Genomic DNA, 11,346 nt, shown 5'->3' with positions numbered 1-11,346 from the left:
AAATCCTTAAAAGTAAATAGGGGGAAGAGATGGGAAAGGCAAAGTTTGAGCGGAAGAAGCCGCATGTTAATATTGGCACGGTGGGTCACATTGACCATGGCAAGACCACATTGACTGCAGCCGTCACCAAGGTATTGAGCATGAAGGGTGGAGGTAGTTTTGTAGCTTTTGACCAGATTGACAAGGCACCTGAGGAAAAGGAGCGTGGGATCACGATAGCCACGTCTCATGTAGAGTATGAGACAGACAAGCGTCATTATGCTCATGTGGACTGCCCTGGTCACGCTGACTATATCAAGAATATGATAACTGGTGCAGCTCAGATGGACGGTGGTATTCTGGTTGTTGCCGCCACAGACGGTCCTATGCCTCAGACTCGTGAGCATATTCTTCTAGCCCGTCAGGTAGGAGTTCCCAGTCTGGTGGTTTTTTTGAACAAGGTTGATCTTGTAGATGATCCAGAGCTTTTGGAGTTGGTAGAGCTTGAGGTTCGGGAGCTTTTGACCAAGTATGGTTTTCCTGGAGATGATACTCCAGTGGTTCATGGCAGTGCTTTGAAGGCTTTGGAGTCTGAGAGTGCTGATGCAGATGATGCCAAGTGCATATGGGAGCTTATGGATGCCTGCGATTCATTTATTCCTGAGCCTGAGCGTGACATAGACAAGCCTTTTCTGATGCCTATTGAGGATGTATTTTCCATCTCTGGTCGGGGTACGGTTGTTACCGGCCGTGTAGAGCGTGGGATTATCAAGGTAGGCGACGAGGTGGAGATAGTTGGTATCAAGGATACTCACAAGACGGTTTGTACCGGTGTTGAGATGTTCCGCAAGATTCTGGATCAGGGTCAGGCCGGAGACAATGTTGGGGTTCTTTTGCGGGGTATCAAGCGAGATGATGTTGAGCGTGGTCAGGTATTGGCAGCGCCCAAGTCCATCACCCCTCATCGTCGATTCAAGGCAGAGGTATATGTGTTGAGCAAGGAAGAGGGTGGTCGTCACACTCCATTTTTCAGCGGTTATCGTCCGCAGTTTTATTTCAGGACCACAGATGTGACCGGAGTGGTTACCCTTCCTGATGGTGTAGAGATGATCATGCCTGGCGACAACACGACATTTGATGTTGAGATGATCGCGCCCATCGCTATGGAGCCCGGTCTTCGTTTTGCAATCCGCGAGGGCGGCCGGACAGTTGGTGCCGGTGTTGTCTCGGAAATTACGGAGTAACGAAATGGTAACCATGAACAGCGAAAGGATCAGAATCAAGCTTCGGGCCTACGACTATAGGATACTTGATAAGGCCGTGGCCGAGATAGTCGACTCAGCCAAGAATACCGGTGCCGGTGTTGCCGGCCCAATTCCTTTGCCTACCAGGATACACAAGTATACAGTAAATAAATCCGTCCATGTTGATAAAAAATCCCGAGAGCAGTTTGAAATGAGAATTCATAAACGTCTGCTCGATATTCTTGAACCCACGCAGCAGACTGTGGACGCCCTTGGCAAGCTCAATCTGCCTGCAGGCGTTGATGTTGAAATCAAACTTTAGGTGAGGAACAATGAAGCGCACTATAGGTCTTATTGGAAAGAAAATAGGCATGACCAGCCTGTTTGCCGACGATGGAACCCAGGTTGCTGTTACAGTGATCCAGGCAGGGCCATGTCCGGTTGTGCAGAAGAAGATGGCAGACAAGGACGGGTACAACGCTGTTCAGGTTGGTTTTGATCAGATCCCTGGCCATAAGTTGAATAAGCCCCAGCAAGGACACCAGTCCAAGCAGGATAAAGGATATTTTAGGATCCTGCGTGAATTTGCCATTGATAATGTGGATGAATTTGAAACCGGCCAGGAAATTACGGCTGAAATATTTAAACCCGGTGACAGGGTTAGGCTTACAGGTACTTCTAAGGGAAAGGGCTTTGCCGGTGCCATGAAGCGGTGGAATTTTGCCGGTCTTCCAGCCTCCCACGGGCATGAAAAAGTGCACAGGTCTACTGGAGCCATTGGTCAGTGCGCCTATCCCGGTAAAGTTTTCAAAGGTAAGAAAATGCCAGGGCAGATGGGCAACAAAAAAGTCACTTATTCCAGCACTGAGGTCCTTATAGTCAGACCCAAGGACAATATAATCATTGTTAAGGGTCAGGTTCCTGGGCCCACCAATGGAATAGTCGTACTTCGAAAGCAGAGTTAAGGTGAATATGATGATAAATACAAAAGTATACTCCAAGGATAACCTGGAAGTAGGGGAAATTCAGCTTTCAGAAGATGTTTTCTCTGTTGGGATCAAGCCTCAATTGATGCATCTGGCTGTCAGGTCTCACCTTGCTGCTGTTAGATCAGGCACGGCTGAAGTGAAAAACAGGGCAAAAATATCTGGCGGAGGCCGTAAACCATGGCGACAGAAAGGAACTGGCAGAGCCAGGGCCGGTTCGGGCAGGTCTCCCTTGTGGAGGGGAGGAGCCATAACCCATGGTCCCCAGCCCAGGGATTACTCCTTTAAGATCAATAAGAAAGTCAGAAGGCTGGCCCTTAAAATGGCCTTGAGCAGCAGGCTGGCTCAGGAAAAGCTGAAGATAGTTGATGACCTGGATATGCCTGAGGTTAAGACTAGGCAATTTGTTGAGATGAAAGGGAAATTGGAGCTAAAAAAACCCTTGATTGTTACAGGTAAAAAGTATAACAATCTTGAGCTTTCGGCCCGTAATGTCAGGGGTGCTCAAGTAGTAACTCATGATTCAGTAAATATTTACGATATCCTGAGACACAATGAGCTGGTAATGGATAAACAGGCAGTTGAAGAACTGCAGAAAAGGTTGAGCTAAGATGCACAAGACGCAGGTCCTCATAAAACCCTTGGTTTCGGAAAAGTCCACGGCGATCAAGGAAGTTCAGAATCAAGTTGCCTTTGTGGTCCATCCCGATGCCAATAAGTATCAGATAAAAGAGGCTGTTGAAGCTCTTTTTAATGTCAAGGTGGATAGGGTTAATGTTATCAGGCGCAAGTCCATCCAGAGGAAAAGATTCGGTCGTCCTACCGGGCGGGTATCGGGTTTTAAAAAGGCTTATGTGTCCTTGGCCGCAGGCGAGAAAATAGAATTTTTCGAAGGGGTATAACTAATGGCCATTATAAAGCTTAAGCCAACATCGCCGGGCAGGCGTTTCCAGACAGTATCCGACTTTGCGGATATAACCAGCACGTCTCCTGAAAGGTCCCTTGTCAAAGGGCTGCCCAGAAAAAGCGGCAGGAACAGCTATGGAAGGATTACTTCCAGGAGAAGAGGGGGCGGCAGCAAGCGCAGATACAGGACCATAGATTTCAAGAGAAACAAATTTGACATTCCAGCAAAGGTTGTTTCCATTGAATATGATCCCAACAGGAGTGCACGCATTGCCCTTTTGTCTTATCTTGACGGGGAAAAGAGGTACATCCTGGCACCTGTTGGACTGAAAGTCGGATCTGTAGTTCAGGCTGGTGAAAAAGTCGACATTCAGCCCGGGAATGCCTTGCCTCTTTATAAGATTCCTGTAGGAACTGTCATCCATAATATTGAGCTTACACCTGGCCGAGGTGGACAGATGGCAAGGTCTGCCGGTACCTATGCTCAGCTGGTAGCCAAGGAGGGCAAGTATGCCCTGGTTAAGCTTCCGTCTGGTGAGGTCAGAAATGTTCTGTCTTCTAATATAGCTTCCATAGGTCAGGTTGGAAATGTGGAGCATGAGAACATTTCCATAGGTAAGGCCGGCCGAAATCGCTGGCTGGGAAGAAGGCCCAAGGTTCGAGGCGTTGCCATGAATCCCATTGATCACCCCCTTGGCGGTGGTGAAGGAAAGAGTTCTGGTGGCCGTCATCCTGTTTCTCCTTGGGGCTGGCCAACCAAGGGGTACAAAACCAGGAGCAGGAAAAAGGCTTCTGACAGGCTAATCATTAAGAAGCGAACCAAGAATTAGGAGTCTTTATGCCTAGATCAGTAAAAAAAGGTGCTTTTATAGATGAGCATCTGCTTAAAAAAGTTCAGGTGGCCAACGAGGTTCAGAGTCGCAAGGTGATCAAGACCTGGTCCAGAAGGTCTACCATCATTCCTGAAATGGTTGGCCTGACCTTTGCGGTTCATAATGGCCGCAAGTTCATTCCGGTTTTTGCAACGGAAAACATGGTAGGTCACAAGCTGGGAGAGTTTGCACCCACCAGGACCTTCTTCAGTCATGCCGGAGACAGAAAGAGTCAGGCTAAACGTAAATAATTCTATGCGGGAAAAAAATGGAAACTAGAGCTATCGCCAGATATATCAGGATTTCTCCCAGAAAGGCGCGCCTTGTTGCGGATAACATCAAGGGAAAGCCTGTGGAGGATGCACTGAACATTCTCAAGTACACGCCCAAGAAGGCGGCTGGACTTATCAGTAAGGTTCTGCACTCGGCCCTGGCTAATGCCGAGCAAAACTACAGCCTTGATATTGATAATCTGTTTGTTAAGCAGGTCAGGATTGACGAAGGCCCAACCTGGAAAAGGATTAAGCCCAGAGCCATGGGCCGGGCAAACAGGATACTTAAGAGAACCAGTCACATCACCGTTGTTGTGGACGAGCTATAGGAGGGTTTGGTCTTGGGACAGAAGGTACATCCATATGGATTTCGAGTAGGATACAATAAAAACTGGCTGTCAAGGTGGTTCAGCAGGGCCAGTTATCCCAAGTTCGTGTACGAGGACAGGAAGATCCGTGACTATGTAAAGTCCAAGCTTTACCATGCAGGCATTTCCCGTTTGGAGATTGAAAGGGCTGCAGACAAGATAAGGCTGATCATCCTGACTTCCAGGCCTGGTATTGTTATTGGAAGAAAAGGCGTTGAGATTGAAAAGCTCAGGGCTGACCTTAAGAATAAATTCGGCTATGATTTTTCCCTGGAGGTCAACGAAGTCAGGCGCCCGGAAGTAGATGCTCAGCTGGTGGCTGAAAATATCGCACTGCAGCTTGAGCGAAGGGTTGCCTTTCGCAGGGCCATGAAGAGATCCATCAGTCTGGCTTTGAAATTTGGAGCGCAGGGGATCAAGATATCCTGTTCCGGCCGGCTGGGTGGTGCAGAGATTGCCAGGACTGAATGGCAAAGAGAGGGGCGTGTTCCATTACATACCTTGAGAGCCGATATTGACTATGGTTTTGCTACGGCCAAGACGACCTACGGAATCATTGGAGTTAAGGTCTGGATATATAAAGGCGACATCTTGAATGAGGTTAAATAATCATGCTAAGCCCGAAAAAAGTTAAATTTAGAAAGACTCACAAGGGTCGTATCAAGGGAAAGGCTCAAAGAGGCAGCGAAATAAGTTTTGGAGAGATAGCCCTAAAGGCTGTTGAGCCAGGCAAGCTGACCAGCCAGCAGATTGAGTCAGCCCGTGTGGCCATGATGCGGCACATCAAGCGTGGAGGGAAGGTTTACATCAGGATATTTCCGGACAAGCCCATTACTGCCAAGCCTGCTGAAACGCGACAAGGTAAAGGTAAGGGTTCCCCTGTGGGCTGGTGTGCTCCAATCCGGCCTGGACGGATCCTTTATGAAATCAGGGGTGTTAACCTTGAACTTGCCAAGGAGGCCTTGATCAGGGCGTCCTATAAGCTGCCGGTTAAAACCGTCATAGTTGAGAAGGAGTGGTAATCAATGAAGCCACAGGAAATAAGAGATCTTTCAGGCTCTGAACTGCAGGAAAAGCTCCAGGATTTTCGCCAGGAGCTTTTTAATCTTCGATTTCAGCATTCAACGGCCCAGCTGGAAAACACCCAGCGCCTGGCTCAGGTGAAAAAGATCATCGCAAGGATACTAACCATCATCAATGAGAAGAAAACGGGTACAGGCCATGGAAAATAACACAAAAAAAACCAGCAATAAGCGCAAGCTAGTTGGTTTTGTTGTCAGTGACAAGGCTGACAAGACCATCGTGGTCAGCGTTGAGACTCTTATTCAGCATCCGCTTCTGAAAAAATACATTAAGCGAAAAAAGAAGTTTATGGCCCACGATCCGGCCAACGAGTGCGCCATAGGGGACAAAGTGCAGATTATTGAGCACCGGCCAATCAGTGCAAGAAAGAAATGGCATCTGAATAAAGTGATAGAAAAGGCAGTCTAGGGGTAAATCCATGATACAAGTACAGACCACTCTGGATGTAGCAGATAATTCCGGAGCAAAAAAAGTCGGATGCGTGAAGGTGCTGGGCGGAAGCAAGAGAAGATATGCTTCTGTTGGTGACATCATCGTGGTGTCTGTGAAAGATGCAATGCCCCACGCCAAAGTTAAAAAGGGTGAAGTCTACAAGGCAGTAATTGTCCGGACAAAAAAGGAAATCGGTCGACCTGACGGATCTCATATCAGATTTGACAATAATTCTGCTGTGCTGCTCAATAAGAGCATGGAGCCCATTGGAACCCGTATTTTCGGACCGGTGGCCAGAGAACTCAGGGCCAAGAATTTTATGAAGATTGTTTCCCTGGCACCTGAAGTATTATAAGGTGATTAGTATGAAAATCAGACAAAACGACAAGGTCATGATTGTTTCCGGCAAGGATAAGTCCAAGATCGGAAAGGTGGTCAAGATCTTAAGCAATGACAATAAAGTGCTAGTTGAGGGTCTAAATAAGGTCAAAAGGCACGTAAAGCCCAACCCGTACAAGCAGGAGCAGGGAGGTATCAAGGAAATTGAATCTCCGGTCCATGTCTCTAATGTTAGAGTAGTGTGCGATGCCTGCGCCAATCCAACAAAGATTGGCTACAGATTCACCGAAGACGGGAAAAAAATTCGTTACTGCAAAAAGTGCGATGAAAACTTCTAATGAGGTTTAGATCATGATCAGGCTGGAAAAGATATACAGGGAAGATATTTCTCCCAAACTGCTTAAAGAGTTTAACTACAAGTCCCCCATGCAGATTCCTGGAGTCAGTAAGGTTAACCTGAACATGGGGCTTGGTGAGGGAAGCCAGAACAACAAGCTGATCCAGGATGCTGTTGCTGAGCTTACACTTATCGCCGGCCAAAAGGCTGTCATATCCAGGGCTAAAAAATCCATTGCTGCATTTAAGCTCAGAGAGGGAATGCCAGTAGGCTGTTTCGTCACCCTCCGAAGAGAAAGAATGTGGGCCTTTCTGGATAAATTGCTCAATGTAGCCCTGCCCAGAGTAAGGGACTTCAGGGGAGTCCCGGATCGGGGATTTGATGGAAGGGGTAATTTCACCATGGGTATCAAAGAACATACAATTTTTCCGGAAATAAGCCTGGATAAGATTGAAAGGCCCAAAGGGATGAACATAACTATAGTGACTTCCGCTGAGACAGATAAGGAAGGAAAAACCCTGCTCACCCTACTGGGCATGCCGTTTAAAAAGTAAGGAGGACCACCTTGACTAGAACATCATTAATGGTGAAAGCCCAGCGGAAACCCAAGTTTTCATCACGTAAGTATAATAGATGTCCCATCTGCGGCAGGCCCAGAGCTTTCATGAGAAGATTCGGCATATGCAGGATTTGTTTCAGAAACATGTCCCTGGCTGGTGAACTGCCAGGCGTACGTAAATCAAGTTGGTAGAATTCCAGAGAGGTAGACAATGCCAGTTGTAGATCCCATTGCGGACATGCTTACACGTATCCGAAACGGCCAGATGGCCCTGCATCAAAGTGTGAATATTCCCTTCAGCAAGGCCAAGATTTCCATTGTTGAAATTATGGCTAACGAAGGTTTTATCTCTGATTATAAGATTGAAGACAGCAGTATAGTTGTAGATCTTAAATACAAAGGCAGCAGACCTGTTGTTAAGGGAATGAAAAGGATCAGTAAGCCCGGTCGAAAGGTTTATGTTCCGGTCAGTGAGATTCCTGCAGTCCGTAACGGCTTGGGGATATGTATTTTGTCCACCTCCAAGGGAGTGCTTGAGGGTGGTGAAGCTCATAAACAGAACGTGGGCGGTGAGCTCATTTGTGAAATATGGTAGGTTATTAAAATGTCACGAATAGGAAAAGAGCCCATTAGCATACCTGCAGGAGTAGAGGTCAAGACAGAGACGAGCCAGGTCAGGATCAAAGGACCCAAGGGCGAACTCATGGTTGACCTTCATCCCAAGATTAAACTGGCAGTTGAAGGGAATATAATTCAGCTGGACAAACTTGATAACACCAGGATTGCCAGAGAGCAGTGGGGACTTCGCAGGTCCTTGGTCAATAATGCAGTAGTAGGTGTTTCCAAAGGCTTTGAAAAGACTTTGGAGGTTGTTGGAGTCGGCTACAAAGTTGATCTTCAGGGAAAGACAATTGTCTTGAACGTTGGATTTTCTCATCCGGTGAAGATTGATCTGCCCAAGAGCGTTAATGCCAAAGTTGACAAGAACAAGATAACTTTAAGCGGCATAGACAAGCAGGAAGTCGGTGAACTGGCTGCGGTCATACGCAGGATTCGTCCTCCTGAGCCTTACAAGGGCAAAGGAATCAAGTATGAAAACGAACAAATCAGACGCAAAGCCGGTAAATCCGGTGGTAAATAGCAGGTAATGCCATGAAAATCAGTAAAAGACAGTCCAGACTAAAAAGAAAGTACCGGATCCGGAAGAAAATCAACGGTACTGAGTCCAGACCCAGGCTTGTTGTCTTCAGGTCCAACAAGCACATTTATGCCCAAATTGTTAACGACGAAAAGGCAGTAACCCTGGCTTCCTTTTCATCACTCAACATTGACGGTGGATCACGGCTTAACCTTGAAACTGCCAAGACAGTCGGCAAAATGATCGGTGAAAAGGCAAAAAGTCAAAATATCGAAACTGTTGTCTTTGATCGAAACGGATACTTTTACCATGGCCGGATCAAGGCACTGGCAGAAGGTGCCAGGGAAATGGGATTAAAATTCTAAGAGGTAATTCATGCAGCAGAATGATTTGGAACTCATTGAAAAGATTGTGCATCTAAACCGGGTGGCCAAGGTTGTTAAGGGCGGCAGACGGTTCAGGTTCAGCGCTCTGGTCGTTGTCGGCGATGGTAAAGGCAGCGTTGGCTACGGCCTTGGCAAGGCCAATCAGGTTCCGGATGCCATCCGCAAGGCCACTGACAAAGCCAAAAAAAACATGGTTAATGTCACCATAGCGGGTTCGACTATTCCTTTTCAGGTTACAGGAGCTTATGGAGCAGCCAGAGTTCTTCTCAAGCCTGCCAGCACGGGTACCGGCATAATAGCAGGTGGTCCAGTAAGGGCTGCAATGGAAGCGGTCGGGGTTAAAAATATCCTTACCAAAGCCATTGGTACCAATAATCCGCACAATGTTGTTAAGGCCACCATTGAGGGGCTTAAGACTCTTACTGATCCTGAAACAGTCTCTGAACTTCGGGGCAAAAGCGTAGAGTACGCTGCAGCCAGATAGTTTAACACCATTGGGAGTCCTGAAATGAAAATAAAGTTGAAAAAGAGCAGCATAGGGCTGAAGCCTGATCAGAAAAGGACCTTGAAGGCTTTGGGGTTCAGGAAGACCAATCAGGTAATTGACGTTGCTGAGAACCCCTGTGTGGCTGGAATGATAACCAAGGTTGAAAAATTTGTAGAGGTAATCAAGTAATGAATTTGCACGAACTGCACCCATTCCATGAAGAAACCAAGCCCAGGAAAAGACTTGGACGTGGTGAAGCCAGCGGCCTTGGTAAAACCAGCGGCAAAGGCCATAAGGGACAGAGATCCCGGGCCGGTGCCAGCATCCCTGCCGGGTTTGAGGGCGGGCAGATGCCCTTGCAGCGAAGGCTGCCCAAGAGAGGATTTAAGAATCCTTTTCGAGTCGAGTATGCAGTGGTGAACCTGGAAAGGATAGCTGAAAAATTTGACGGTGCCTCTGAGGTGTCCCTGGAAGATATCTATGCCAGTGGTCTGTGCCAGAAGAATCAGGCTGTAAAGATCCTTGGACAGGGTGAAGTCAATTTTTCCGTTAAAGTTACTGCGCACAGGTTCAGTAAAACAGCTGCTCAAAAAATTGCCGATGCAGGCGGAACCGCAGTAGCTCTGGAAGGATAAGTTCAAGTGGTGAAACAAGGCAAGCAACCAGGAGAATCCGGACTTAAGGAGTTGAGGAATAAGGTCCTTTTTACCCTTTTATTGCTGGGTGTGTACAGGATCGGAGTACATATTCCTTTGCCCGGAGTGGACGGAGAAGCCCTTTCTGATTTTTTTGGAAGCGCTCAGAATACCCTGTTCGGGCTCTTTGACATGTTTGCCGGCGGCGGCCTGAAGAATTTTTCGATTTTTGCCCTGGGCATTATGCCTTACATTTCTGCATCCATTATTATGCAGCTCCTGACAGTGGTCAGTCCGACCCTGTCCAAGTGGAAAAAGGAGGAAGGTGAGGCAGGCAGGAAAAAAATTACCCAGTGGACCAGGTATGGTACAGTAATGATCACCCTTGTCCAGGGAGTCGGGATTTCCATTGGTCTTGAGAACATGACCAGTCCCACAGGAGCCTCCATTGTTGTTGATCCGGGCTGGGGATTCAGGCTGACAACCATCCTGACCCTGACATCGGGCACCATCTTTATTATGTGGCTTGGAGAGCGCATAACAGCCAGGGGACTAGGCAATGGTATCTCTCTGATAATTTTTGCAGGGATTGTTGCTGGTCTGCCAGGTGCTTTGTCCAACTCTTTTCAGCTGCTGTCTGCCGGAGAGGTGACTCTGTTTGTGGCCCTTTTTATCCTGGCCATCATTGTTGGAGTTCTTTTGGCCATAGTTTATGTTGAAAGGGCTCAGCGTAGGCTGCCTATTCACTATGCCAAGCGGATGATGGGACGCAAGATGTACGGTGGACAGACCAGTCATCTGCCCCTTAAGCTGAACACTGCTGGAGTTATTCCGGCTATCTTTGCCTCATCAATACTGATGTTTCCTGCAACGATTGCCAGCTTTTCTCAGGCAGACTGGCTTAATGTGATCTCAAACAACTTGATGCCTGACTCACTGGTGTACAATCTGTTTTTTGTGGCCCTGATAGTCTTTTTCTGCTTTTTTTATACGGCCATAATATTTGATCCCAAAGACATAGCCGAGAATTTGAAGAAACAGGGTGGATTCATACCCGGTATCAGGCCAGGCCTCAAGACCAAGGAATATATTGATAAGGTCCTGTCCAGACTGACCTTTTCAGGTGCTATATACATGTCTTTGGTGTGTGTGCTGCCGGTATTTATGATCAAGGAGTTTAACGTACCTTTCTACTATGGAGGCACTGCCTTGCTGATTGTCGTTGCTGTTGCCATGGATACCATGGCTCAGTTTCAATCTCACTTGATTTCAAGACATTATGAAGGACTTTTAACCAAGACCAGAATCAAGGGAAGACGTTAG

The 11,346-nt window shown here is 47.3% G+C and carries 23 protein-coding genes; all 23 read left to right on the top strand.

Features of this window, described 5'->3' with window-relative positions; all coding sequences use genetic code 11:
• The first annotated feature begins 29 nt into the window (after nt 1–29).
• From tuf to secY, 23 genes are read left to right on the top strand one after another with little or no spacing between them, the layout of a single operon-like run.
• On the top strand, nt 30–1,223 hold the full coding sequence (gene tuf / locus P771_RS0109255) for an elongation factor Tu (RefSeq protein ID WP_028574930.1): 1,194 nt from the start codon (nt 30–32) through the stop codon (nt 1,221–1,223).
• A gap of 4 nt (nt 1,224–1,227) precedes the next feature.
• Nucleotides 1,228–1,545, top strand: coding sequence for a 30S ribosomal protein S10 (rpsJ, locus tag P771_RS0109250; RefSeq protein WP_028574929.1), 318 nt, complete (start codon nt 1,228–1,230; stop codon nt 1,543–1,545).
• 10 nt (nt 1,546–1,555) lie between these two features.
• The gene (rplC, locus tag P771_RS0109245; protein WP_028574928.1) at nt 1,556–2,188 is read left to right on the top strand and encodes a 50S ribosomal protein L3; all 633 of its coding nucleotides are present in this window, start codon (nt 1,556–1,558) and stop codon (nt 2,186–2,188) included.
• A gap of 10 nt (nt 2,189–2,198) precedes the next feature.
• A complete protein-coding gene (gene rplD, locus P771_RS0109240; protein WP_028574927.1) occupies nt 2,199–2,819 on the top strand; it encodes a 50S ribosomal protein L4 in 621 nt (206 codons plus the stop codon).
• A 1-nt stretch (nt 2,820) separates the two neighbouring features.
• On the top strand, nt 2,821–3,111 hold the full coding sequence (rplW, locus tag P771_RS0109235; RefSeq protein WP_028574926.1) for a 50S ribosomal protein L23: 291 nt from the start codon (nt 2,821–2,823) through the stop codon (nt 3,109–3,111).
• Nucleotides 3,112–3,114: 3 nt separating this feature from the next.
• The gene (rplB, locus tag P771_RS0109230) at nt 3,115–3,945 is read left to right on the top strand and encodes a 50S ribosomal protein L2 (RefSeq protein WP_028574925.1); all 831 of its coding nucleotides are present in this window, start codon (nt 3,115–3,117) and stop codon (nt 3,943–3,945) included.
• Nucleotides 3,946–3,953: 8 nt separating this feature from the next.
• Nucleotides 3,954–4,238, top strand: coding sequence for a 30S ribosomal protein S19 (gene rpsS / locus P771_RS0109225; protein WP_028574924.1), 285 nt, complete (start codon nt 3,954–3,956; stop codon nt 4,236–4,238).
• Nucleotides 4,239–4,255: 17 nt separating this feature from the next.
• Nucleotides 4,256–4,588: a 50S ribosomal protein L22 gene (rplV, locus tag P771_RS0109220; protein ID WP_028574923.1), complete on the top strand. Its 333-nt coding sequence runs from the start codon at nt 4,256–4,258 to the stop codon at nt 4,586–4,588.
• Nucleotides 4,589–4,600: 12 nt separating this feature from the next.
• Entirely contained in the window at nt 4,601–5,236 is a 636-nt protein-coding gene (rpsC, locus tag P771_RS0109215; protein WP_028574922.1) for a 30S ribosomal protein S3, read from the top strand.
• Nucleotides 5,237–5,238: 2 nt separating this feature from the next.
• On the top strand, nt 5,239–5,649 hold the full coding sequence (gene rplP, locus P771_RS0109210; protein WP_028574921.1) for a 50S ribosomal protein L16: 411 nt from the start codon (nt 5,239–5,241) through the stop codon (nt 5,647–5,649).
• A 3-nt stretch (nt 5,650–5,652) separates the two neighbouring features.
• Nucleotides 5,653–5,859, top strand: coding sequence for a 50S ribosomal protein L29 (rpmC, locus tag P771_RS0109205; protein WP_028574920.1), 207 nt, complete (start codon nt 5,653–5,655; stop codon nt 5,857–5,859).
• On the top strand, nt 5,849–6,118 hold the full coding sequence (gene rpsQ / locus P771_RS0109200; RefSeq protein ID WP_028574919.1) for a 30S ribosomal protein S17: 270 nt from the start codon (nt 5,849–5,851) through the stop codon (nt 6,116–6,118). Before rpmC ends, rpsQ begins: the two co-directional genes overlap by 11 nt.
• Before the next feature lie 10 nt (nt 6,119–6,128).
• The gene (gene rplN, locus P771_RS0109195; protein ID WP_028574918.1) at nt 6,129–6,497 is read left to right on the top strand and encodes a 50S ribosomal protein L14; all 369 of its coding nucleotides are present in this window, start codon (nt 6,129–6,131) and stop codon (nt 6,495–6,497) included.
• A 10-nt stretch (nt 6,498–6,507) separates the two neighbouring features.
• The gene (gene rplX / locus P771_RS0109190; RefSeq protein WP_028574917.1) at nt 6,508–6,819 is read left to right on the top strand and encodes a 50S ribosomal protein L24; all 312 of its coding nucleotides are present in this window, start codon (nt 6,508–6,510) and stop codon (nt 6,817–6,819) included.
• A gap of 13 nt (nt 6,820–6,832) precedes the next feature.
• Nucleotides 6,833–7,372 carry a 50S ribosomal protein L5 gene (gene rplE / locus P771_RS0109185; RefSeq protein WP_028574916.1) on the top strand — a complete coding sequence of 180 codons (540 nt, stop codon included), beginning with the start codon at nt 6,833–6,835 and terminating at the stop codon, nt 7,370–7,372.
• A gap of 11 nt (nt 7,373–7,383) precedes the next feature.
• The gene (locus P771_RS18700) at nt 7,384–7,569 is read left to right on the top strand and encodes a type Z 30S ribosomal protein S14 (protein WP_084301791.1); all 186 of its coding nucleotides are present in this window, start codon (nt 7,384–7,386) and stop codon (nt 7,567–7,569) included.
• 19 nt (nt 7,570–7,588) lie between these two features.
• Nucleotides 7,589–7,972, top strand: coding sequence for a 30S ribosomal protein S8 (gene rpsH / locus P771_RS0109175; RefSeq protein ID WP_028574915.1), 384 nt, complete (start codon nt 7,589–7,591; stop codon nt 7,970–7,972).
• A gap of 9 nt (nt 7,973–7,981) precedes the next feature.
• The gene (gene rplF / locus P771_RS0109170; protein WP_028574914.1) at nt 7,982–8,518 is read left to right on the top strand and encodes a 50S ribosomal protein L6; all 537 of its coding nucleotides are present in this window, start codon (nt 7,982–7,984) and stop codon (nt 8,516–8,518) included.
• 11 nt (nt 8,519–8,529) lie between these two features.
• The gene (gene rplR, locus P771_RS0109165; protein WP_035244166.1) at nt 8,530–8,880 is read left to right on the top strand and encodes a 50S ribosomal protein L18; all 351 of its coding nucleotides are present in this window, start codon (nt 8,530–8,532) and stop codon (nt 8,878–8,880) included.
• Between the two features lie 10 nt (nt 8,881–8,890).
• The gene (rpsE, locus tag P771_RS0109160) at nt 8,891–9,385 is read left to right on the top strand and encodes a 30S ribosomal protein S5 (protein WP_028574912.1); all 495 of its coding nucleotides are present in this window, start codon (nt 8,891–8,893) and stop codon (nt 9,383–9,385) included.
• A 24-nt stretch (nt 9,386–9,409) separates the two neighbouring features.
• Nucleotides 9,410–9,577 carry a 50S ribosomal protein L30 gene (gene rpmD, locus P771_RS0109155; protein WP_028574911.1) on the top strand — a complete coding sequence of 56 codons (168 nt, stop codon included), beginning with the start codon at nt 9,410–9,412 and terminating at the stop codon, nt 9,575–9,577.
• Nucleotides 9,577–10,023: a 50S ribosomal protein L15 gene (rplO, locus tag P771_RS0109150; protein WP_028574910.1), complete on the top strand. Its 447-nt coding sequence runs from the start codon at nt 9,577–9,579 to the stop codon at nt 10,021–10,023. Before rpmD ends, rplO begins: the two co-directional genes overlap by 1 nt.
• 9 nt (nt 10,024–10,032) lie before the next feature.
• Nucleotides 10,033–11,346 (top strand): preprotein translocase subunit SecY, encoded by a 1,314-nt coding sequence (secY, locus tag P771_RS0109145; RefSeq protein WP_028574909.1) that lies wholly within the window; start codon nt 10,033–10,035, stop codon nt 11,344–11,346.

Origin of the sequence: Desulfonatronovibrio hydrogenovorans DSM 9292 (genome assembly GCF_000686525.1) — a bacterium.
GTDB classification, from domain to species: Bacteria; Desulfobacterota; Desulfovibrionia; order Desulfovibrionales; family Desulfonatronovibrionaceae; genus Desulfonatronovibrio; species Desulfonatronovibrio hydrogenovorans.
This window is presented reverse-complemented; position numbering and strand designations above follow the sequence as displayed.

Bases quoted from the DNA above. Each gene is read 5' to 3' on its own strand.
- tuf (WP_028574930.1), top strand. From the start codon at position 30: ATGGGAAAGGCAAAGTTTGAGCGGAAGAAGCCGCATGTTAATATTGGC.
- rpsJ (WP_028574929.1), top strand. From the start codon at position 1,228: ATGGTAACCATGAACAGCGAAAGGATCAGAATCAAGCTTCGGGCCTAC.
- rplC (WP_028574928.1), top strand. From the start codon at position 1,556: ATGAAGCGCACTATAGGTCTTATTGGAAAGAAAATAGGCATGACCAGC.
- rplD (WP_028574927.1), top strand. From the start codon at position 2,199: ATGATAAATACAAAAGTATACTCCAAGGATAACCTGGAAGTAGGGGAA.
- rplW (WP_028574926.1), top strand. From the start codon at position 2,821: ATGCACAAGACGCAGGTCCTCATAAAACCCTTGGTTTCGGAAAAGTCC.
- rplB (WP_028574925.1), top strand. From the start codon at position 3,115: ATGGCCATTATAAAGCTTAAGCCAACATCGCCGGGCAGGCGTTTCCAG.
- rpsS (WP_028574924.1), top strand. From the start codon at position 3,954: ATGCCTAGATCAGTAAAAAAAGGTGCTTTTATAGATGAGCATCTGCTT.
- rplV (WP_028574923.1), top strand. From the start codon at position 4,256: ATGGAAACTAGAGCTATCGCCAGATATATCAGGATTTCTCCCAGAAAG.
- rplP (WP_028574921.1), top strand. From the start codon at position 5,239: ATGCTAAGCCCGAAAAAAGTTAAATTTAGAAAGACTCACAAGGGTCGT.
- rpmC (WP_028574920.1), top strand. From the start codon at position 5,653: ATGAAGCCACAGGAAATAAGAGATCTTTCAGGCTCTGAACTGCAGGAA.
- rpsQ (WP_028574919.1), top strand. From the start codon at position 5,849: ATGGAAAATAACACAAAAAAAACCAGCAATAAGCGCAAGCTAGTTGGT.
- rplN (WP_028574918.1), top strand. From the start codon at position 6,129: ATGATACAAGTACAGACCACTCTGGATGTAGCAGATAATTCCGGAGCA.
- rplX (WP_028574917.1), top strand. From the start codon at position 6,508: ATGAAAATCAGACAAAACGACAAGGTCATGATTGTTTCCGGCAAGGAT.
- rplE (WP_028574916.1), top strand. From the start codon at position 6,833: ATGATCAGGCTGGAAAAGATATACAGGGAAGATATTTCTCCCAAACTG.
- rpsH (WP_028574915.1), top strand. From the start codon at position 7,589: ATGCCAGTTGTAGATCCCATTGCGGACATGCTTACACGTATCCGAAAC.
- rplF (WP_028574914.1), top strand. From the start codon at position 7,982: ATGTCACGAATAGGAAAAGAGCCCATTAGCATACCTGCAGGAGTAGAG.
- rplR (WP_035244166.1), top strand. From the start codon at position 8,530: ATGAAAATCAGTAAAAGACAGTCCAGACTAAAAAGAAAGTACCGGATC.
- rpsE (WP_028574912.1), top strand. From the start codon at position 8,891: ATGCAGCAGAATGATTTGGAACTCATTGAAAAGATTGTGCATCTAAAC.
- rpmD (WP_028574911.1), top strand. From the start codon at position 9,410: ATGAAAATAAAGTTGAAAAAGAGCAGCATAGGGCTGAAGCCTGATCAG.
- rplO (WP_028574910.1), top strand. From the start codon at position 9,577: ATGAATTTGCACGAACTGCACCCATTCCATGAAGAAACCAAGCCCAGG.